The organism is Xenorhabdus lircayensis (assembly GCF_016306625.1).
GTDB classification, from domain to species: domain Bacteria; phylum Pseudomonadota; class Gammaproteobacteria; order Enterobacterales; family Enterobacteriaceae; genus Xenorhabdus; species Xenorhabdus lircayensis.
The window spans coordinates 1-21,810 of sequence record NZ_JACOII010000026.1 but is presented as its reverse complement, the minus strand read 5'-3'; the positions used below and the strand labels follow the sequence as shown (position 1 = coordinate 21,810).

15 protein-coding genes, 6 tRNA genes and 2 pseudogenes are annotated in these 21,810 nt (G+C 40.7%); 6 read left to right on the top strand and 17 right to left on the bottom strand.

Features of this window, described 5'->3' with window-relative positions; translation table 11 throughout:
* Positions 1–129: 129 nt before the first annotated feature.
* From H8A87_RS06395 to H8A87_RS06345, 11 genes are all read right to left on the bottom strand, one after another.
* A tRNA-Gln gene (locus tag H8A87_RS06395) sits at positions 130–203 on the bottom strand.
* Positions 204–216: 13 nt separating this feature from the next.
* Positions 217–293, bottom strand: a tRNA-Met gene (locus H8A87_RS06390).
* 41 nt (positions 294–334) lie between these two features.
* Positions 335–409, bottom strand: a tRNA-Gln gene (locus H8A87_RS06385).
* 86 nt (positions 410–495) lie between these two features.
* Positions 496–570, bottom strand: a tRNA-Gln gene (locus H8A87_RS06380).
* Between the two features lie 68 nt (positions 571–638).
* A tRNA-Leu gene (locus H8A87_RS06375) sits at positions 639–723 on the bottom strand.
* A gap of 5 nt (positions 724–728) precedes the next feature.
* Positions 729–805 (bottom strand) — tRNA-Met (locus H8A87_RS06370).
* Between the two features lie 155 nt (positions 806–960).
* Positions 961–2,184, bottom strand: coding sequence for a DNA-binding transcriptional regulator NagC (nagC, locus tag H8A87_RS06365; RefSeq protein WP_198689149.1), 1,224 nt, complete (start codon positions 2,182–2,184; stop codon positions 961–963).
* Positions 2,185–2,196: 12 nt separating this feature from the next.
* On the bottom strand, positions 2,197–3,354 hold the full coding sequence (nagA, locus tag H8A87_RS06360; RefSeq protein WP_198689148.1) for an N-acetylglucosamine-6-phosphate deacetylase: 1,158 nt from the start codon (positions 3,352–3,354) through the stop codon (positions 2,197–2,199).
* Between the two features lie 27 nt (positions 3,355–3,381).
* Positions 3,382–4,188, bottom strand: coding sequence for a glucosamine-6-phosphate deaminase (gene nagB / locus H8A87_RS06355; RefSeq protein WP_198689147.1), 807 nt, complete (start codon positions 4,186–4,188; stop codon positions 3,382–3,384).
* Between the two features lie 372 nt (positions 4,189–4,560).
* Positions 4,561–6,075 carry an N-acetylglucosamine-specific PTS transporter subunit IIBC gene (gene nagE / locus H8A87_RS06350; RefSeq protein ID WP_198689146.1) on the bottom strand — a complete coding sequence of 505 codons (1,515 nt, stop codon included), beginning with the start codon at positions 6,073–6,075 and terminating at the stop codon, positions 4,561–4,563.
* Positions 6,076–6,415: 340 nt separating this feature from the next.
* Positions 6,416–7,714, bottom strand: coding sequence for a glycosyltransferase (locus tag H8A87_RS06345; protein ID WP_198689145.1), 1,299 nt, complete (start codon positions 7,712–7,714; stop codon positions 6,416–6,418).
* 741 nt (positions 7,715–8,455) lie between these two features.
* Here H8A87_RS06345 and H8A87_RS06340 point away from each other — a divergent pair.
* The 4 genes from H8A87_RS06340 (at position 8,456) to H8A87_RS06325 (ending at position 13,709) form a co-directional block, all read left to right on the top strand.
* Positions 8,456–8,767, top strand: coding sequence for a phytanoyl-CoA dioxygenase family protein (locus H8A87_RS06340; protein ID WP_332460342.1), 312 nt, complete (start codon positions 8,456–8,458; stop codon positions 8,765–8,767).
* Between the two features lie 55 nt (positions 8,768–8,822).
* On the top strand, positions 8,823–9,074 hold the full coding sequence (locus H8A87_RS19820) for a DegT/DnrJ/EryC1/StrS family aminotransferase (RefSeq protein ID WP_332460341.1): 252 nt from the start codon (positions 8,823–8,825) through the stop codon (positions 9,072–9,074).
* Between the two features lie 48 nt (positions 9,075–9,122).
* Complete coding sequence (gene glnS / locus H8A87_RS06330) at positions 9,123–10,790, top strand: glutamine--tRNA ligase (RefSeq protein ID WP_198689143.1); 1,668 nt, start codon at positions 9,123–9,125, stop codon at positions 10,788–10,790.
* 207 nt (positions 10,791–10,997) lie between these two features.
* Entirely contained in the window at positions 10,998–13,709 is a 2,712-nt protein-coding gene (locus H8A87_RS06325) for a beta-N-acetylhexosaminidase (RefSeq protein WP_198689142.1), read from the top strand.
* A gap of 101 nt (positions 13,710–13,810) precedes the next feature.
* On the opposite strand, the gene fur is transcribed toward H8A87_RS06325, so the two are convergent.
* The 6 genes from fur to H8A87_RS06295 all read right to left on the bottom strand — a co-directional run bounded on the left by fur (position 13,811) and on the right by H8A87_RS06295 (position 20,500).
* Complete coding sequence (gene fur / locus H8A87_RS06320; RefSeq protein WP_198689141.1) at positions 13,811–14,260, bottom strand: ferric iron uptake transcriptional regulator; 450 nt, start codon at positions 14,258–14,260, stop codon at positions 13,811–13,813.
* Positions 14,261–14,441: 181 nt separating this feature from the next.
* Positions 14,442–14,975 (bottom strand): flavodoxin FldA, encoded by a 534-nt coding sequence (gene fldA / locus H8A87_RS06315; RefSeq protein WP_198689140.1) that lies wholly within the window; start codon positions 14,973–14,975, stop codon positions 14,442–14,444.
* A gap of 175 nt (positions 14,976–15,150) precedes the next feature.
* Positions 15,151–15,441, bottom strand: coding sequence for a LexA regulated protein (gene ybfE / locus H8A87_RS06310; RefSeq protein ID WP_198689139.1), 291 nt, complete (start codon positions 15,439–15,441; stop codon positions 15,151–15,153).
* Positions 15,442–15,546: 105 nt separating this feature from the next.
* Positions 15,547–16,152, bottom strand: a complete 606-nt coding sequence (locus tag H8A87_RS06305) for a TetR/AcrR family transcriptional regulator (protein WP_198689138.1) — start codon at positions 16,150–16,152, stop codon at positions 15,547–15,549.
* A 156-nt stretch (positions 16,153–16,308) separates the two neighbouring features.
* Positions 16,309–19,392, bottom strand: coding sequence for an efflux RND transporter permease subunit (locus H8A87_RS06300; RefSeq protein ID WP_198689137.1), 3,084 nt, complete (start codon positions 19,390–19,392; stop codon positions 16,309–16,311).
* A 1-nt stretch (position 19,393) separates the two neighbouring features.
* Positions 19,394–20,500 carry an efflux RND transporter periplasmic adaptor subunit gene (locus tag H8A87_RS06295; protein WP_198689136.1) on the bottom strand — a complete coding sequence of 369 codons (1,107 nt, stop codon included), beginning with the start codon at positions 20,498–20,500 and terminating at the stop codon, positions 19,394–19,396.
* A 462-nt stretch (positions 20,501–20,962) separates the two neighbouring features.
* On the opposite strand from H8A87_RS06295, the pseudogene H8A87_RS06290 reads away from it, so the two are divergent.
* Together H8A87_RS06290 and H8A87_RS06285 are read left to right on the top strand one after the other, a co-directional pair.
* Positions 20,963–21,430 (top strand): annotated as a pseudogene (locus H8A87_RS06290) (transposase); the annotation flags it as partial.
* A 100-nt stretch (positions 21,431–21,530) separates the two neighbouring features.
* Positions 21,531–21,810, top strand: a pseudogene (locus H8A87_RS06285) (IS982 family transposase); the annotation flags it as partial.

Below are 21,810 nucleotides of genomic sequence, written 5' to 3'. Positions count from 1 at the left end.
TGATATTTTGGTGACAGATAAACAAAAAAACCACCTTTTGGTGGCCTTGTGCATCAAAGAATATTCTTACTGTATATTCTTTTTCTGCCTTTTTTCAATATGTTAATTTATATAACGCATTGATAAATATGGCTGGGGTACCAGGATTCGAACCTGGGATGCCGGAATCAGAATCCGGTGCCTTACCGCTTGGCGATACCCCAACTTTATTGTAAATGGTGGCTACGACGGGAATCGAACCTGTGACCCCAGCATTATGAGTGCTGTGCTCTAACCAGCTGAGCTACGTAGCCATTTACAAAAATTTTAAAACTTGCGACAACTTTCAGTGATATGGCTGGGGTACCTGGATTCGAACCAGGGCATGCCAGGATCAAAACCTGGTGCCTTACCGCTTGGCGATACCCCACCTGAAAGTTATCACGGCAACCTTTTGTTATGCTTAGACAGTGTGAATCTAACTTTTTATTGTTTTGAGTATTTGCTTCAGTTGTATGGCTGGGGTACCTGGATTCGAACCAGGGCATGCCAGGATCAAAACCTGGTGCCTTACCGCTTGGCGATACCCCACCTGAAACAACATACTAAAACTTAAAATTGCTACTAAAACACATTCTAAGTACAACCCGACAAAGAAATGGTGCGGGAGGCGAGACTTGAACTCGCACACCTTGCGGCGCCAGAACCTAAATCTGGTGCGTCTACCAATTTCGCCACTCCCGCAAAGATGGTGGCTACGACGGGAATCGAACCTGTGACCCCAGCATTATGAGTGCTGTGCTCTAACCAGCTGAGCTACGTAGCCATCTTTTTTCGCTTTGCCTTCATCGGCGGTGCGGGGCGCATTATGCGTATATCAAACAAATGCGTCAACTGCTTTTTTAAAGAAATATGCACAAAATCGTTTATTTGCTTGTCCTGTAATCGCTTTGCTGACTTTGTCGGCAAAACGGGTCGAAATTATCCCTCAAGAAGATGTTGTAACAGTACACCATTAAGCATAGCGCGTTTTGTTAGTGCGAATGCGCCAATTGCAGAGCAGTGATTTAGTTCAGAAACTACAACGGGGAGATCTTCTCGGAATGCTTTTAGTACCTGCGTATTGATACAGCTCTGAATAGCGGGGAGTAAAACCTGCTCTGCTTCAGTGAGTTCTCCCGCAATAACCACTTTCTGGGGATTAAATAAGTTAATCGTCATCGAGATAGCTTTGCCAAGATAGTGCCCTACCTGCCTGATGACTTCTGTTGCCAGCGGATCACCTGCATTGGCTGCGAGGCAGATCGCATGAATGTTGCAGTTATTCAAGGTAAGCTGGCTTGGGAAACCCTGCCGCAACTGATGCTGTACTCTGGCTTCTATCGCTGAGTTAGAAGAAATGGTTTCCAGACAGCCAAAATTACCACAATGACAGAGTTCACCCAGTGGCTCAATTTGGATATGGCCTATTTCGCCCAGACTACCGCGTTTATTGAGCAGTATATTGTTGTTAACGATGACACCAGCACCTGTCCCCCGGTGGATACGGACTAGAATGGAGTCCTCACAATCGCGGGTTGCCCCAAAATAACTTTCAGCTAATGCCAGACTGCGAATGTCATGTCCAATAAAGCAGAAGGTATTGAAATGATCTCTAAGATTCGTAACCAGAGGCCAGTTATCTACCTTGATATGTGGCATATAGCGAACAATACCCTCATCGGAGTCAACCAGGCCGGGAAGAATGACTGAAATTGCGATCAACTCACGGATCCGGCGCTGGTTTTTATCGATGAAATTCTCAATCGCAGAAATAATCCGCTTTTCGACAGCCTGCTGAGTATTTTCCGGTACAGGATAACGTTCTTCCACTAACGTTTTGCCGTTCATGTCGAACAGTGCCACACTTGCATCATGGCGCCCAAGTCGAATCCCAATCGTATGGAAATGGCGGGTTTCGGTAATAATGGAGATCGCGCGCCTTCCTCCGGTGGAGGCTTGGTGCTCGACTTCTTTTATCAGGCCACGTTCCAATAGCTGACGAGTAATTTTAGTTACGCTAGCGGGAGCAAGCTGGCTTTCTTCTGCAATTTGGATACGTGATATTGGCCCATGCTGATCAATCAGGCGATAGACCACCGCACCATTTAGCTGTTTGATAAGATCAATATTACCGATTTGCTTCTGTGCATTCTCATTACTCATCAGTCTTTATACTCACGATAGTTTGACTTCACTTCCGTTAACAATGGTTTTGCAAATGTTGAAATCGTGAGTAAACGCGGTCAGATTCGCTACCTTGCCGGATTCAATCGTGCCGAAGTCTTTATCAACACCGATTGCTCGGGCTGGGTAAAGCGTCACCATCCGCAACGTTTCATCCAAAGCAATACCAACATGTTCAACACTATTTTTGACGCTACCAATCATTGTGATTGATGAACCACTCAGTGTCCCATTTTCATCAACACATAACCCATTTCGATAATATATTGTTTTGCTGGCAAAGGTAAATTGCTCCATGGCGTCGGGAGCAAGTCCAGCAGGAGTGATCGCATCCGTTACCAAGATAAGTTTTTCATTTTTTAATCTCTTGGAATTGCGAACATTTGGCCATGAAACATGCATCCCATCACAAATAATGCCAGCATAGACTTCTGATGAATCATAAATGGCACTGACTAGCCCAGGCTGGCGCCCGGAAATCGGGGGCATTGCATTATATAAGTGGGTAGAGAAAGTAATGCCATTTTGGAAACCATGACGTGCTTCTTCATAGGTGGCATTGGAATGACCCGCAGAAACAATAATGCCGGCTTCGACCAATTGTTGAATATATTTGCTTTCCACCATTTCAGGAGCGAGGGTGACTTTAGTGATGACATCAGCATTAAGGCACAGGTAGTTAACCATTTCCGGTGTTGGCTTACGGATATAAACCGGATTGTGAGTCCCTTTTTTTATTGGGTTGATATAAGGCCCTTCTATATGCAGCCCTAGTGCTTGATTGGGATTTTTTTTCAGATAAGAGCGCATTACTTCAATCGCTTTTATCATCAATTCATCAGGACTAGTGATAAGGGTGGGCAGGAAACTGGTACAACCATAGAGCTGGTTGGTTTTTTGCATGATATGCAGAGTATCCTCTGAAATATCTTCCAATCGCTCATTAAACTGGACACCACCACAGCCGTTGACTTGCAGATCAATAAATCCAGGTGCGAGGTTTGCGCCCTGTAAATCGTGTTTTTCAATCTCTTCTGGTAACTCATTTGCCGGACAAACTTGTTTAATCAAACCGTCCGCAATGATAATCGCATGGTTATCAAGCCTGTCATATCCGGTATAAATAATGCCGTTGGTTAATGCGTACATATTGGTTTTTTAACTCCTAAATAAGTCCTAGCTGGCGAATTCATTGATAATGTCAGCTTCTAACTGGCAGAAATACTTCACTGTTTTCACCTTCAGTTCCATTGTTGCAGGCTCATCACAGACGATGAGTGATTTTGGGTGTATTTGGAGGCAACTCACTGTCCACATATGGTTGATATTTCCCTCTATCGCGGCTTGCAGAGCCTGTGCCTTATTCATGCCGGTTGCCAGGATCATGATTTCTTCGGCATCCATTAAAGTTCCTACACCAACGGTCAATGCATATTTGGGGACTTGTTCCACATCATTATTGAAAAAACGGGAATTTGCTGTCCGTGTTTCAATGGTGAGTGTCTTGATACGTGTACGTGAAGAGAGGGAAGACGCAGGTTCATTAAAGGCAATGTGCCCATCATTACCGACCCCTCCCATGAATAAATGGATCTTGCCATAGGCTTTGATCTTATTTTCGTAACGCTGGCACTCAACATCAATCTCTGTCGCATTTCCGTTTAACAAATTGATATTTTCTTTTGGAATATCAATTTGGCTAAAGAAATTTTGGTGCATAAATGAGTGGTAGCTTTGGGGATGATCTTCCGGCAGGCCGACGTATTCATCCATATTAAATGTCACAACGTGCTTGAAGCTTACTTTTCTGGCTTGATACAGGGAAATAAGCTCCCTGTAAGTAGTGAGTGGCGTGCTACCGGTGGGAAGCCCAAGCAAGAAAGGACGTTCGGCAGTTGGATTGAATTCATTGATTTTACATGCAATATAGTGAGCAGACCATCGACCGACATCACTTGCCATAGTTAGGGGGATTAGCCTCATGATTACCTCTTAAAATTATTCGTTAGTTTAATTATGAGAGCTATGCACGATATACGCGATATGTGAGATATCAATGTCATGCGTGATAGCCGTAGGATAAAACTGCACATCATACCTGTTCTGAGTGGAGCCTTGTCCCATTCAATTCGATAAAAGATATTTTTAATAATAAAATAAGATGGATTTATTGGCTAGCATTTAAGTATGAATGGTATGAATGTTGACTGATTAATGGGTTTTTAAAAGATGTTTTTTTTTAATGATAAATAAGTAATTTTGAGTATTTTATTGATTTAATACAATGTATTAGGTTTATTGTTTGTAACGAAAAGGAACGCCATTGCGTTCCTTTTTGACGTTAAGTATACAATATCATTCGGTTTTATTAACGTGACTTAATTTCAACTGGACTTTGACTTGTTCAGCGATGCTTTCAGCTTGTGGGCCAAGAATGACTTGAATATTCTGTTTACCTATTTTTAATATCCCCTTAGCACCTAGTTTCTTCAATTGAGCTTCATCTAATCGAGTATTATCTTCCACTGTTAAACGGAGTCGAGTGATGCAGGCATCAACGGTACGGATATTGCCACTTCCGCCGAGGGCATTGATGTAATGTGTGATAGCTTCTTTATCTTGGGATGCAGAAATGGCTGTATCCGAATTTGCCTCTTCCCTACCTAATGTATTTAGGTTGAAAATGCGGATCATTAAGGTAAAAGAAACAAAATAGATTAGGAAGAAGAGGGCAATAAGTGGGACGAGTATCCATGGTTTTGTTGCCAATCCCCAATTCAATCCAAAATCAATGAGTCCAGCAGAGAAACCGAAACCGTGCAATACACCCAAAGAGTTAGTAATTACCATGCTCACGCCCGCAAGAACTGCATGTAAAACATATAGAGCAGGAGCTAAGAACAAGAATGAAAACTCTATTGGTTCAGTAATACCTGTAAGGAATGATGTTAAGGCGACGGAAAATAACATTCCCCCAATCTGAGGACGACGTGATTTCGGGGCGGCCAAGTACATGGCCAAAGCAGCACCCGGCAAACCCCCCATAAAGATTGGATAGGCCCATGCCATATAAATACCCGCTTTGGGATCACCTGCAAAGAAGCGATTGAGATCACCACGGGCGAGATCATTAGCTATTTGTGTGATGCTTGAACCTTCTATTCCTGGTATAGCTGTTCCCATAGTGAGTGAGCGTGCTACATCTGGAGCCAAACAAATATTGTGTATCGAACCTGCTAGGTCGTAAGTGATTTTTATACAATCGCCTAAGCTAAACCAGAAAACGGAATGAAGGATATAGTGTAGGCCAAATGGAATTAGTGCGCGGTTAAGAACACCATAAGTAAACCATCCCGCTATACCACTTTTTGATACTAAAAGGCTAAAGTTATCAATACCATGTTGTACATATGGCCAAATATTTCCGCAGACCCATGCAAGGAAAAGACAAATAACTCCGGCTATAATTGGCACTAAACGTTTGCCAGCAAAAAATGCTAAAAACTCCGGTAATTGAGTTTCAGAAAAGCGGTTATAACAATGACCGGCAACGATACCTGCAATAATACCCGCAAAAAATGACATATTGATTGTGGGATCAATAACGGCTGTTGCTTTTGTCAGAATAAAAAACCCCACGACACCCGCTAGCGCCGCCGCTCCGCTATTATCTTTCGCTAGACCGACAGAAATACCTAATGCGAATAACAAAGGCAAATTTTCAAAAATTCCGCCACCTGCACTGGCGATAAAAGCAATGTTGAATACATCTGGTTGACCGAGACGCAGTAGTAATGCGGCTACTGGAAGCGAAGCGATCGGAAGCATTAGTGCCTTCCCCAAACGCTGTAAGTAACTAAATATACCCATGGTGCTCACCTTAATTGTAGTAAATATTATTGGAGACTTGTCTCGATTAATATGACTTATTTTTAATTGAAAAATAACAAAAAGCCACAGATAAATAAGTAATTGTGATCTTTGTAACGATATTGGTGAGAAGTGAGAAATTTAGTGGAAAGAATATAAAATAAACTATTTTTATCCGATTGAATTAAAATGTTATATGTAAATTTACAGCGTTTAATTTCTTACAAATGTTTTTTTTGATATTTAATGTTGTTTTTTAGTGTATTAACGTATTTTTTTTGAAGTAAATTGAGATGAGCACCTTATTGTGCTCATTATTAGTAATTATTTATTTATGTTATTATAAAGCATGTTTAGCGATGAAGTTTGGATTAAAGATACAACTAATTGAAATTTCATCATAAATCTTACTTATGCTCTCTTCAAAGATATTTCTTGATAGTAAAGAATTGAGATGTTGTTGCTGCTCATTGGATATAAATGATTTTTGTGCATATATGGATGTGATTTTTTCTGTAAGTGATATTATGTTGTATTCATACTTATATTTCGAAGAGAAATAAGTTGAGGCTTCCACGATATTTAGATTTGGAACAATTGTGTAGACACCATTTAATCCCGCTTCTAAAGGGGTAATACCTAAAGTTTCATAACGAGATGAACATACAAAAACAGCTCTTTTCTTTATTACATTAAATATACTTAATAACTCTACTTGCGGTAGCTTATGTGAGATCAAAAAATACTTCCTATATTGTATAGGGATCATAGATTGTAATATTTCTCTTCTAATATTATATTTTTCCTCATCACCCAAAATCAATGTTTTTACTGGAACACCTGCTTCTAATAAACGAAGAGAGGAATTAATTAATAATTCGATATTTTTAAAATAATCTAATCTAGCAACGGCTGTGAATAACAGAATTTCATCTTTATTTGTTTTTATAAAATCATTGGTATTTTGATTTAGTAATCTGTATTCATAATTTTCGCTGAGGAACATAGGTGGGTTTACCTGTTTTATTTTTTCTTGGTGAACGCCTTTGCTCATTAGATAATTACCTTGTAGCTTGGAGTGCTGTATAACAAAATATTCTCTGTCAACTAAAGTTTTAATACCTATGGCTTGTTGTTTATAAAGATGAATTGCTTTATTTTTGTTTTCAAATGCTTGATAAGATTCTTCTTGTGAATAATTTTTCTGAAAATCTTCCACAAAAGGCCCATGATGTGTTACACCACATGGTATACTTGTTGGATGATAGGTAAGAAGAGTATCTGTTTGATAATAAGCAAAAACATTCGATTTTTGGGCATTGTCTTTGGAAAGAAATGATACACATTTATCTAAGGCGTCCCTGATATCTTCTGGATTCATTGAAAAATTAAAAAACATATTTATATATTTTATGCCATTTTTTTCTAATCGAGTGATTCTAGGAACCAACAGTGACTCGTCTCTTTTATAAAGAATAAATCCAGCAAACAACTGTTTTTTCATAAAATAATCGGCCATTTTTAATGTGAATGACGTAGCTCCTACTTTAAATCCATCTGTATAATTATTTGATATGTATTTTTTATTAATGACTATTGCTATAGTCATTTTTTTATTGCTTGATGATAGACTATTCATTTTCATTCTCTATTAATATATACGTGATTCTTTGGGTATTGAGGTGGTAACAATAGCAAAGGCGAAATTCCCAGTTACGCGGATCTGCTGAAAGGTATAAAAATCAAGCGTCAATTCACTTGTTTTCTGAAGTTAAAACAGATTAATAGCGATAATGATCTTTTATTTTAAATCAACTCATCAATACTATTAATTATGTATCTTAGTAGTCGATGTCTCTAAGGTATACTTATGTAACCAGTGAAATTAAATAATATTATATATTAATACTGTATTTTATTTTGTTATTGCTTTATTTTAAATGCTCTCATATGTTACTTTTCAGATATATAATAATTTTTATATTAAATAATGCCATAGATGACTTTATTTGAATTGTTCAGTGTGTGATTTATTTTTTAAATTTTTTAGTTTAATTTCATTTAGATTAAGTTAATTTATTTTTAGTCTATCTGGTATGAATGCATTGATATTTTAAACTCTGATTTAATTAGTGTTATTATTGATTTTGTTTATATATAAATAATTAAATTGCATGCGGGGTTTGGTTATATATGGACTAAATAGTGTTTTCTAAACTATTAGATAGGTTAAAACTTACAAAATTACGGTAAGAAAGTTAATTTTGGATATTTTTCATAATAATATGTTATATAATGTTTTTTGGTGAGTATCGATCGGGTTAATATAAAACCACTTGTAACAGATAACTGGAAATATGAAACATTTATCCATTGAGATATTAATATATCAACGTGGCCATTAGAAACCAACATACAAGGTTTATTAAGCTTGATAGATGATAACGACACTTCTGATGGATTTCAGTACGTACCTAGTTTTCATAAAGTGATTGATAAATGGTTAGCAGAACAACCTGAAGGTTGCAATAGCCGATTCCCTGATACGGCAGGAATGAAAATAGAGTCAATCCCATTGCAGGCAGGGGAATACTTTATTTTTCATAGCTCATTACCTCATGGAAATAGGCCGAATGTTTCTAACCAGCTTAGATTAACTCAATATTTTGCTGTTTCTCGTGTATTGAGCTGAATGAGCAACAAACAAATTGAAGAGCGTATCTTGGCGTATAAACGTATAAACAAAGATTACCGACTACATCGACATAGATAAGGCCTTTCCTATAAAGAAAGATAAAGGAAAATCAGTCGGTACAATTGGGGATATTGGAACCTTTAGTTTTTGCCAGTCAAAACATTTTACGACAGGTGGAGAAGGGGGCATCGAATTGGTTGATTTTGTAGCGGGAAGCGCTTCAGCTTCCCGCTTTTCCGCACTAACTTTACCCATTCCAGCATTTCCCACTAGCAAAGTATTGTTTCTCGGTTCAGCTTATTAGATTATAGGGAGTTATGTTAACGCGCTTTTTGCATTGAGGAAAAAAACGATGAGTGAGGCAGATGCCCGCCCGACAAACTTTATTCGTCAGATTATTGACGGAGATTTGGCAACTGGTAAACATATATCCGTACATACCCGTTTCCCGCCTGAACCCAACGGTTATCTGCATATCGGCCATGCCAAGTCGATCTGCCTGAATTTCGGCATCGCTCAAGACTATCAAGGACAATGCAACCTACGTTTTGACGATACAAACCCAGTCAAAGAAGATATTGAGTATGTTGAGTCGATCAAAACTGACGTACAGTGGCTAGGTTTCCAGTGGAGTGGGGATATTCGCTATTCTTCTGACTATTTCGATACTCTGTATCAATATGCCATTGAGCTGATCAACAAAGGCCTGGCGTATGTGGATGAGTTGAATGCTGAAGAAATCCGTGAATATCGCGGGACTTTGAAAGAGCCTGGTAAAAACAGCCCATATCGTGAGCGTAGCGTAGAAGAAAACCTTGCCCTGTTTGAAAAAATGCGTGCTGGTGAATTTGCTGAAGGCAAGGCGTGTCTGCGTGCCAAAATTGATATGGCATCTCCATTCATTGTCATGCGTGATCCGGTAATCTACCGCATCAAATTTGCAGAGCATCATCAATCAGGCAATAAATGGTGCATCTATCCGATGTACGATTTTACTCACTGTATTTCCGATGCGCTGGAAGGGATCACTCATTCCATCTGTACGCTGGAATTCCAAGATAACCGTCGTTTGTATGACTGGGTATTGGATAACATTACGATTGATTGCCATCCGCGTCAGTACGAATTTTCTCGTCTGAATCTGGAATATGCCGTGATGTCGAAGCGTAAGCTTAACCAGCTGGTGACAGAAAACATCGTTGATGGTTGGGATGATCCACGTATGCCAACTCTCTCTGGTTTACGTCGTCGTGGTTATACTTCGGGTTCTATCCGTGAATTCTGTCGTCGCATTGGTGTGACCAAACAGGATAACAACGTTGAAATGGCCGCATTGGAATCCTGTATCCGTGATGATCTGAATGAAAATGCACCGCGTGCGATGGCAGTTCTTGATCCGGTGAAACTGGTAATTGAGAACATGCCGGAAGGTGAAGTCATCCTGACGATGCCTAACCATCCAAACAAGCCAGAAATGGGTAGCCGTGAAGTACCGTTCAGCCGTGAACTTTACATTGACCGTGCAGATTTCCGCGAAGAAGCCAACCGTCAATATAAGCGTTTGGTGCTGGGTAAAGAAGTGCGTCTGCGTAATGCGTATGTGATTCAGGCAGAGCGTGTTGAGAAAGATGCGGAAGGCAATATCACTACGATTTATTGTCAGTACGACGAACAGACCCTGAACAAAGATCCGGCCGATGGTCGCAAGGTCAAGGGCGTCATTCACTGGGTAAGTGCTGCACATGGCGTACCAGCGGAATTCTACCTGTATGACCGTCTGTTCAGCGTAGCAAACCCAGGGGCAGAAGATGACTTCCTGTCTACTATCAACCCGGAATCATTGGTGGTTCGTAAAGGGTTTGTGGAGCCAGGGTTGGCAAATGCACTGCCAGAAAAAACCTATCAGTTTGAGCGTGAAGGTTATTTTTGTGCTGATAGCCGTCTCTCAGGTGCTGAACACCTGGTCTTTAACCGTACGGTTGGGCTGCGTGATACTTGGGCAAAAATCTCACAGGGCTAATGTAGCCTAAGTTATCTAGCTCATACACTAAAAAGCGTGATTATTTTCACGCTTTTTTTATGCTTAATAGCATTGTAATGAAAATTAACTCCTCCAGCTAAGATTAAAAATTGCCTTATAGTCACATATTGTATAGGGTTATTGCCTAGTCAGATTTGTATATTATTTGCCCAGTGAAAAGAATAATAAATTCGGACGAGGTAATTTATGAAAATCGTTAAATTACGTACCTTGGCAGCAGTCATTACGGCAGTTGGATTTATGGGCAATGCCCATGCAGAAATGACATCAACAATGTCACCACTGATGTCACCGCTGATGTCACCACAACAGGTAGTGGATTCACTGAGCCAGTTAAAAGTCAATTTCAAAGTCATTGATAATCAGGCTGGATCACATGGCACAAATTGCGCCATTCTTGGTGCGGATTCGGCTGTCTGTAATCGAGTCAATATCATTTTGAGCAATGCCAGTCAGGTGATCGACTCTTCTGATTGGGCGATCTATTTTCACAGCATTCGCCAAATTCTGAAACTCGATAATGACCAATACAAAATCACCCATATTACGGGTGATTTGCATAAACTGGAACCGACAGAGAAATTCACGGGCATCAAGGCTAATGAAAAGATCGTTTTACCGATTATTGGGGAATACTGGCAGATTTACAGCACGGACTTTATGCCTCGCTGGTATGCCACTTCCGGCGATGCTACGCCTAAGATATTGGTGAATACTGATACTGAAAATATCAGTGAATTTTTATCTGATCTGGAAGGTGAGCAATGGAAACGCACTACGACGGATAACAATATCTTGATGACACCTGAAAATCGCTTTGTTAAAAATCAGCAGGTGGCAAAAATCAGCGAGGATAAACTGCGCGGGCAGATTATTCCGACACCGAAAGAATTATCCATTCATTCACAGGATGTCGATTTATCCCGTGGAGTCAAATTGGCACTGGGAGGATTGAGCGACGCATCTATTAAGGTGATCATGGAACGTTTCAAAGCCCATAATATCGAATTAATGGATAGCGGCTATATGATCGCGACTCAGGTCAATGCAAATAAATTCACGGGTCATTGGCGAGTCAAGGGGGCGTATTCGTTGGAGATTACCACCAAAGGAGCACAAATTGTCGCTTTTGATCAATCTGGCGTATTTTACGGTCTGCAATCACTATTCTCCTTACTTTCCTCCAACGGCATACCGAAGATTGCTACATTGACGGCAAAAGATGCACCGAGATTTGAATATCGTGGTGTGTTCCTCGATGTTGGGCGGAATTTTCATAGCAAAGAGGCTGTTCTGCGTCTGCTCGATCAAATGTCCAACTATAAGCTGAACAAATTCCATTTCCATTTGAGTGATGATGAAGGCTGGCGTCTGGAAATTCCCGGTTTACCGGAACTGACAGAAATTGGCAGTCAACGTTGCCATGACTTGAGTGAGACTCAATGCTTGTTGCCACAACTGGGATCAGGGCCGAATAACAATAATATGGGCAGTGGTTATTTTAGCCGTCAGGATTACATTGATATTTTAAACTATGCCAAAGCTCGTCAGATAGAAGTGATCCCAGAAATCGATGTTCCTGCTCATGCTCATGCTGCAGTTGTGTCGATGGAAGCGCGTTATAAGAAACTAATGGATCAGGGAAAAGAGCAGGAAGCTAATGAATATCGCTTGCTTGATCCGACAGATACCTCAAATACAACCTCCGTGCAGTTCTACGATCACCGAAGTTACCTTAATCCGTGCATGGATTCCTCCAAGCGGTTTATTGACAAAGTTATTGGTGAAATTGTTTCCATGCACAAGGAAGCCGGGCTACCGTTGAATACGTGGCATTTTGGGGGCGATGAGGCGAAGAATATCCGTTTGGGTGCAGGATATCAGGATAAAGACGAGCCAATTGTGCCGGGCAAGGGGATTATCAATCAGAAAATCGAAAACAAGCCTTGGGCTAAATCTCAGGTTTGCCAGAAGATGATAGCGCAAGGTGTCATTAAAGATGTTGATGAACTTTCCAGTTACTTTGCCATTGAGGTCAGTAAGATCGTCAATACCCACGGTATCGATACGATGCAGGCTTGGCAGGATGGTTTGAAACATGCCAAATCAGCAGAAGACTTTGCTACTAAACATGTTGCGGTGAACTTCTGGGATACCCTCTATTGGGGAGGTTATGATTCCGTGAATGACTGGGCGAATAAGGGTTATCGAGTTGTTGTCTCCAGTCCTGATTATGTCTACCTCGATATGCCGTATGAAGTGGGCCCGAAAGAGCGGGGCTACTATTGGGCAACTCGGTTTAATGATGAGGCTAAAATTTTCAGTTTTGCCCCGAACAACATGCCACAAAACGCCGAAACTTCGGTGGATCGTGATGGTAATCGCTTCAATACCCACAGCAATAAACGCTGGCCGGGGGCTTATGGAATGTCGGGTCAATCATGGAGTGAAACTGTGCGTACCGATGACCAAATGGAATATATGATCTACCCGCGTTTACTACCATTGGCGGAACGAGCATGGCACCAAGCTGATTGGGAACAAAATTATCAGCAGGGCAGGGAATATAAAGGTGGAATAACGCATTATGTCGATACGGATGCACTTAGCCATGATTGGGAGCGTTTTGCCAATCTGATGGGGCAGCGTGAACTAGCTAAACTGGATAAGGCCAAAGTTTCATATCGTTTGCCAGTACCGGGTGGCAGAATTGTTTCTGAAACATTCGAAGCCAATATTGCCTTGCCGGGAGTTATTATCCAGTATTCACTGGATAATGGTAAAACATGGCAGATTTATGATGACAGACAGCGGCCTCATGTTAGCGGTAATGTGAAAATTCGCTCTGCCAGTACCGATGGGAAGCGTTTTAGCCGGATAAATGAAGTTAAATTTTAACGTTTAAAGCAACCTGCCGATTAGTGCAAAACTAATCGGCAGTAGCTTATTCAGACTAAATCAGATATCCAAATTGGATGATTTTAATTACTTCTTACCTATCATGCTTTTTCATCATGAAGCAAGCTATCTTTGCGACAATCACCAACAGTGCAGTGACCATATAAATAGAGGCTGTGGTTTGAGAGTTTAATCCCATAACGTTCAGCGATATTCCTCTGACGCTCTTCAATGAATTCGTCACTGAATTCAATGACTTTACCGCAGTCGAGGCAAATCAGATGGTCATGGTGATGTTGCTGAGTGAGTTCAAAAACCGATTTACCGCCTTCAAAATTGTGGCGTGTGACAATGCCGGCATCATCGAACTGGTTCAGCACGCGATAGACAGTGGCGAGGCCAATCTCTTCACCGATATCAATCAGTTTTTTGTAGAGATCTTCCGCACTGACATGATGGCATTCTGGGTCCTGTAACACTTCCAGAATTTTCAATCGTGGAAGTGTTACTTTAAGTCCAGCATTTTTCAATGCTTTATTGTTGTCGGTCATGCGGATTCAGTCCTGTAACTTGAGTTAAGTGAACTTATGATACTTGGGGTATCGTGAGGGAATCATGATTCTGTTTCACGTTGATGATTATAGGCATGGATATTCAAAATGAAAACCATGCCAGCCCCGATATCATGACACATTATGCAAGAATAATCCTGCGTGAAAGGGAACTTTATCCTTATGCACCCAGAATTTCTGACAGGCTCATCTCGGTTTTGATCTGTTGTACCCAAGCTTCAACGCGCTCATCCGTCAATTCTGGTTGACGATCTTCATCGATAGCGAGGCCGATAAAGTGGTTATCATCGGCCATACCTTTAGAGGCTTCAAAGTGATACCCTTCGGTTGGCCAGTGGCCTACGATAATCGCGCCATGAGGTTCAATAATGTCGCGAATGGTGCCCATAGCATCACAGAAGTACTCTGCATAATCTTCCTGATCACCACAGCCGAACAGAGCAACCAGTTTACCTTCGAAGTTGATCTCTTCCAGTGTAGGGAAGAAATCATCCCAATCACACTGAGCTTCGCCGTAATACCAAGTTGGGATGCCAAGTAGCAGGATATCAAAGGATTCAATGTCTTCTTTGCTACTTTTGGCAATATCGTGGACTTCAGCAACATCAGCACCACCCAATTTTTTTTGGAGCATTTTGGCGATGTTCTCTGTGTTGCCTGTATCGCTGCCGAAGAATATACCTATTATTGCCATAAAATGGGTTAACCTCTTATTTTATATGTGTATTAAGGCTATACACATCACGCTGAAATCAGCAGGAAAAATGTCAGTTTTAGTAACATGAAAAGCGTTATTTTGACCAAACATCAGTGACAAGTCTGTCAGATTTGTGTGGTAATGCCGCTTCATTGCTGTTGAGTAAAAGCCGTTAATCGGCAAGGTGATTTTTTTCTACCAGTTGGGCTAACAACATTTGTTCAATCAGTTCACTGCGACTGATATTGCGCTGCTTTGCCAGATGATTCAGTGCATCGACGGCATCTTCATTGAGTTTGAGTTCCACTCGACGCAGTCCCTTGACTTTATCTCTTCGCAACTGGTTGCGTTTATTGATCCTAAGCTGTTCATCCCTGGACAGTGGGTTTGTTTTAGGTCGCCCTGGCCTGCGTTCATCTGCGAACAAATCCAGCGTGGTGCGATCAGTTTGTTCTTTTGCCATAAATTCAATTGATAAAGGGCGTGTACCAATAATATAGCGGGCAATAATACCTTAGCTAGACGCGCGTCGCTACTGGTTGATGGGAGAGATTGTTGGAATCCACGTTTACGGTGCAAACGTTTTTCGTATCATATAGGTAAGAAAATCAAGATTCTCAACGCAATCAAAGTCTACCTCCATTCCTTTTCTTCCTACCGCGCCGTCGATGGTGGCCATTAACCAAGATGCCGCTTGTTCTGCATTAATCTGTTGATCAATCTCACCGTTTTCAATGCCTGTGTGAATTAATAACGCTAAACGTTCCCTGACTTTTTTTTCGTTTTCGATAAATATTTTATTAATGGCGGGATTGCGGCTGGCTTCAGCAATAATTTCGATACTAAGGCGTGCATAGCCGGGTTCATTATATAGATGGATCAAAGCGGACATCATGTTTTCTATTGTTACGATAGCCGATGTTGTGATGACCGAGCTTTCATCATTACAGTCAGACAAAATGTCATCATAGTCATGACTGTCTTCTTCTGCGATAGCTTCAATAATGGCATTTTTGGTTGGGTAATAGTGAAACAGGTTTCCGGGACTCATACTTGCTGCCTTGCAGATTTCTGCCGTTGACGTCGCATGGAACCCTTTTTCTATAAAACAGGAAATGGCAGCATCAAGAATATGCTTGCGCTTGGCTCGCTGTTTTTCTGTCTGTTTTTTCACTTTATCTTCCTCCAAAATTTTGGATATAAAATTAAATTAATTAATTTTTATAATATAAAAACGTTATAAGTATTTATTTTTCTGATTCAACCGCTGGGAAAAATCTATTTATGATTTATGTCCGGCATCTATTTATGCCGGACATAAAATAATCTGTCAGTGAAAATTGAGGTCGTCTTTCGTTACTGATGACAATTTTTTAAGATATGGAGTAATAAAATTTTTAAAATCATCCATATAACTGTAAACAACGGGGACAAACAGCAAACTTAGTAACGTTGAACTGAGTAGCCCGCCAATAACTGCAATGGCCATGGGAGCCCGGAAACTGGCATCTGCTCCACTGGTTATGACGAGAGGAACCATTCCCGCAATCATGGCAATCGTTGTCATGATAATCGGCCTGACACGTTCTCTGCCGGCCTGAATAATCGCTTCATTCCGTGACATACCAGAACGAGCTCTTTCGAGAATAAATTCAACCAGCAAGATAGAGTTTTTGGTGACGATCCCCATCAACATTAATATGCCGATAATAACAGGCATATCAATTGCGGCATTATAGAGAAGCAGAGCGATGATAGCACCACCAATAGCAAAGGGCAGGGCAATTAAAATTGTCAATGGTTGTAAAAAGTCTTTAAACAGAACAATCAGAATGGCCAGTACCATCAGAACACTCAATATCATGGTGGTGGAGAAACGGTCAAACATTTCATTCATGTATTCAACATCGCCATACACGATTCTTTTGACTTCTGGTGGCAAGTTTTTCAATGATGGCAATTCATTGATTTGATCTAATGCTGTTCCAATTGCAATACCATCAAGATCGGCTTCAATTATTGCCTTACGTTGTCTGGATATCCGTTCTATTTTGTCAGGGCCTGAAGCAAAAGAGACACCGGCGACAGATCTGACCTGCACATTGGTGCCAGATGTACTGTTGACATAGAGGTCGTTTAATACGGTCAGATTATCTCTGCTTTCTTTGGATAATAAGACGCGAATCGGAATTTGCCTGTCTGATAAATTGAATTTAGAGACATTGGCATTAATCTCACCAATTGTTGCTGTTTTGATCACCGACCCAATAGCGTCTGTTGTTACCCCCGCTCTGGCAGCTTCGGCTATATTCGGCGTGATGATAATTTCCCGTCTTGGTAATGGTTGTGAAATCTGGATATTTTTCAATCCATTCAACTTCATCATCTCTCGACGTAACTGTTTTGTTGTCTGAGACAAAATTTTGGGATTATCACTGGCGAGAACAATCGAAACGTCACGATTCCCTTCACTATTGCCAAAGTTATATCGAATATCTGGAATTTCATTCAAAACAGGCGTCAATGATTGCTCAAATTCTTTTTGTGACACTTTACGTTCATCGATGGGGACTAAATTGATAAGAATATTGCTTTTATTTTGACTGATAGTGCCGGATGAACCCTCAACGCCGGCAACAGAAAAGATATCGACAACTTCTGGGCGATCTTGCAGCTTCTTAATAATCTTCTGCAAAATTTCATCACTTCGTGTTGCCTGTGTTCCGGGTGGGGTTTCAACTTCTATTTTGGCGATGCTGACATCCGATTTAGGCAAAAAGCCGGATGGCAATAGATCAACCAGACCCAATGAACCAAAAAGAAAGACAACAGCGAGAGCTAAGGCAGTTTTGCGAAATTTTAATGTCTTATCCAGAATGGATATATATTTCTGGATCCATTTGGGGGTTTCAGTTTCATCCACTTTTATATGTTTTTTTGGCAGCAACAGATAAGCGGACATCAGAGGCGTGACTAATCTGGCAACCAACAATGAAGATAATACGGCGGCGGATACGGTAATGCCAAACGGGACAAAATATTTACCTACGAAGCCACCAACAAAACTGACGGGAAGAAAAACTGCAACAATCGTGATAGTAATGGCAATGATGGCAAACCCGATGGCATTTGAAGCCTTGATGGCTGCAATATAAGGTCTTTCACCTCGTTCAATATATTTTTCTATATTCTCTATTTCGACTATCGCATCATCAACCAAGATGCCGATAACCAATGTTAATGCCAGTAACGTAATGCTATTTAACGTGTAATCAAATATATGCAGAATAATAAAGGTCGGCAATATAGATAATGGTAAGGCAACTGCGGCAATCAGTGTCGCACGCCAGCTTTTCAGGAAGAAAAATACCACAATGACGGTCAATATTGCGCCCTCGATGAGGGTCTGCATGGTCAAGTTATAACCTGATACTGTGTATTTCACGTTTGATGTGACCAATTTGATATCGATATTAGGATACTCTTTCTCAATATCGTTCAATGTTTGTGTAACGCCTTTTTCTACTACAGTATCACTGGAACCTTTAGCCCGAAATACAGCGAAACCAATCACTGGTTTACTATTCAAACGGGCAATAGTGATTGTTTCTTTATGTGAGTCACTGACGGTGGCAATATTCCCCAAAGTGACCCAATTATTTTTTTCTAAAGGAAGTTTTAATTGGCGCAGATAATCCACTTCATTCTTGGCACCTAATATACGTATCGTGTGGCTTTGCCCGGCAACCGTCATTTTTCCGCCAGGGATATTGACATTATTCTGAAGTAATAACTGGTTAATATCCGCCACGCTAATCTTTAAAGCAGCCAGTTTTACCGGATCCGGCTCAATCAAAATTTCCCGACTTGTGCCACCTAATCGCGCTATTTTCTGGACACCCGGCACCATCAATAACTTTTTACTTAACGTGTCATCCACAAACCACGATAATTCGGTCAAATCTTTATCTTTTGACTGAACGGCATAATTCAGAATCGCCCCACCTTCGACATCAATGCGGTTTATCATGGGTTCATCTATTGTCTGGGGTAGTTCCGCACGAATCTGGGTAATCTGCTCACGAATATCACTAATGGCAACGTTAGGGTCAACTTTTAAATTAAATTCAACAATCGTGATAGATACGCCATCGGTTATTGTTGAGTTAATATGCCGAATTCCGGGTAATCCAGAAACGGCGCGCTCGATAGGTTGTGTAACCGCATTTTCCAATTCAGAGGGGGATGAACCATCTTGCGTGACAGTGACAGTCACCACAGGAAAGTTAATCACTGGGTTGGCATTGATGGGTAATTTAAAGAAGGAAAATAGCCCTGCCACAGTGAGAGCCAGAAAAATAACAATCGTGGGAATTGGCTTTCTAATCGCCCATTCTGATAATTGGAATTTCATCTTATTTTTCCTGTGATGTCATAGAAACAGTATCCATTTCCTGTAGGAATGGCGATGCGGAAACAATGACTTTATCTTTTGATGATAATCCTGACTTTATTTCAATCCAGTTATCAAAAACACGCCCGGTGGTAATTTGCTTTTTCTCGACAACATTGTTTTTACCGACAACAAAGACATACGCTTTATTTTTATCAGTTATTGTGGCGGCACTATAAGGAATGGCATTGATTTTTTCGGGTTTTAATTGAAAGAGGGCATAGCCGAAGTCACCCAGCTTGATATCTTTGGGCGAATTTTCAAGGGCGATTCTTATTTTTCCTATTTGGGTAATAGGATCAATTTTCGGTGATACATATCTCACATTGCCGGTTATTTTATCTCTCTCAGTAAGAGAAATAACCGCAGATGAACCCACCTGTACCTGTTTTAAATTAGAAATATAGGCTTCGGCTGAGAATTCATATTGATTGTTTTCAATCAATTTAAACAGGTAATTATCATCAGTAATCATACCGCTCATGGCGACGCGTTCACTGATAACCCCTTCTTTGGGGGCGAGTATCGTAGTTTTTGCCCGTTGGGTCTTTTCCTCTTGTAGTTGGGCCTGTAACTGCCTATATTCTGCTTTTGCTGCATTTAAGGCAGATAATGATGAATTTGCCTCCATTTTGTATTTTCCAAATTCACTAACAGAAATAACCCCCGTATTGATCAGCGGTTTTGCCCGTTGAAGCTCAGACTGGGCCTGATTATTCATCGCTTCATTCTGTTTTATCAACGCCAGTGCTTTTTCCAGTTCTGCCTTGGCCCTTTTGACTTTTTCATCTTGAATGGGTGTTTCAAGCGTTGCTAAAACTTCGCCTTGTTTTACATAGTCGCCTTCTTCGACTAAAACATCAGTAATGATATGTTGGGTAAGCGTTGGGCTTATCACAATCTCATTCCTTGCAACGACAGATCCCAAAATTTCAATGGTAGGAACGTAGGGAACTGCCTGCATCGTTGTGGTTGAGACACGCATCTGCTCTTGGGGTAACTGGGCATTTGTATTAAAAATGAACATAGAAAAACTAAAGCCAAGAAGGGAGAGTAGGTTTCTTGCCATTTATCGTCCTTACTGACTGATGAACACTTAAGTGAGTGGTGAGTTTTTTAGATAGATTAGTCTATCTATAATTTAAGCGCAACTGTGTTTTGTAGGGATATCTGGTGCGCTTAACCGATTTCTAAGCCAGAGGAGACAGGCGATTGTGTCCTACCTGAACGGCGATAATTCACTGCAAGCCGTGGCGATAAAATATTACCGCCACTCAATTACTCATAATTATCCTTACGAATTAACGTAAGGAAAATCTCCATTAAACAGAATAAAAAGTACATAATCTATTGAAATAGATGATTAAAAATAATTTACCACCTATCTATTTCGTTTATTTCGATTTCACTTATCATGAATACTAACACATTAGGTATATAACCCGAATTCTGGATAAAGAACTGGCGAAGTGCCTGTTCCAAGAGCAAAGTTTTAGTGCACACCAAAAAATGCTCTAAAAAGGAACAGGCAATGAACAAACTAATTGAAATTTTCTGCGATGTCGATGACTTTTGTCGTTTTTTCATTCCTCAATGGGCTCAGTTTTGTCTCACTAAGGGGCATCGTCTGCGCCGCAGACAAGGTCACATGTATCCCAGCGAAATTATGACCATCCTGATCCTCTTTCACATGTCGCATTACCGTGATTTTAAACATTTTTATCTGGAGCATATTTGGACATATCATCATCACGATTTTCCAACCTTGCTCAGTTATACCCGCTTTGTCAGTGTCGCCCCTTCCGTTTTAGTTCCACTGTGCAGTTATCTGACTCAATTAAAAGGAAAACCCACGGGAATTGCTTTTATTGATTCCACAAGTTTGCACGTGTGCCCTAACATCCGTATTCCTCGCCATAAAGTGTTTAAGGAGGTGGCGCAGCGAGGGAAGAACTCGATGGGAGGGTTTTACGGTTTCAAATTACACTTGATGGTTAACCTGAACTCTGGATAAGGAAGAAAAGAAAAAAAGGAACTAAGTGCCTGAGGCACGATCAAAGTTTTTGCTTAGAAAACAAAATCGTGGGGATCCTCAGGCTATGATGACTTTAGAAGAACTTTATTGCTGTGTCGATGATTTTTGCCAAAAATTTATTCCGATTTGGGAACAACAGATTATCGAAAACAATCTGCTTAAACGTCATCGCACAACCTCCTTGTCCCTCAGTGAAGTGATGACCATCCTGATTTTATTTCACATGAGCCATTATCGTCATTTCAAAGCCTTTTATGCAGAACACGTGCAACCATTCCTTACCACTGATTTTCCCGGATTGGTGAGCTATAACCGAATAATTACATTGACGAAAAGAGCCATTA

Bases quoted from the DNA above. Each gene is read 5' to 3' on its own strand.
- nagC (WP_198689149.1), bottom strand. From the start codon at position 2,184: ATGAGTAATGAGAATGCACAGAAGCAAATCGGTAATATTGATCTTATC.
- nagA (WP_198689148.1), bottom strand. From the start codon at position 3,354: ATGTACGCATTAACCAACGGCATTATTTATACCGGATATGACAGGCTT.
- nagB (WP_198689147.1), bottom strand. From the start codon at position 4,188: ATGAGGCTAATCCCCCTAACTATGGCAAGTGATGTCGGTCGATGGTCT.
- nagE (WP_198689146.1), bottom strand. From the start codon at position 6,075: ATGGGTATATTTAGTTACTTACAGCGTTTGGGGAAGGCACTAATGCTT.
- H8A87_RS06345 (WP_198689145.1), bottom strand. From the start codon at position 7,714: ATGAATAGTCTATCATCAAGCAATAAAAAAATGACTATAGCAATAGTC.
- glnS (WP_198689143.1), top strand. From the start codon at position 9,123: ATGAGTGAGGCAGATGCCCGCCCGACAAACTTTATTCGTCAGATTATT.
- H8A87_RS06325 (WP_198689142.1), top strand. From the start codon at position 10,998: ATGAAAATCGTTAAATTACGTACCTTGGCAGCAGTCATTACGGCAGTT.
- fur (WP_198689141.1), bottom strand. From the start codon at position 14,260: ATGACCGACAACAATAAAGCATTGAAAAATGCTGGACTTAAAGTAACA.
- fldA (WP_198689140.1), bottom strand. From the start codon at position 14,975: ATGGCAATAATAGGTATATTCTTCGGCAGCGATACAGGCAACACAGAG.
- ybfE (WP_198689139.1), bottom strand. From the start codon at position 15,441: ATGGCAAAAGAACAAACTGATCGCACCACGCTGGATTTGTTCGCAGAT.
- H8A87_RS06300 (WP_198689137.1), bottom strand. From the start codon at position 19,392: ATGAAATTCCAATTATCAGAATGGGCGATTAGAAAGCCAATTCCCACG.
- H8A87_RS06295 (WP_198689136.1), bottom strand. From the start codon at position 20,500: ATGGCAAGAAACCTACTCTCCCTTCTTGGCTTTAGTTTTTCTATGTTC.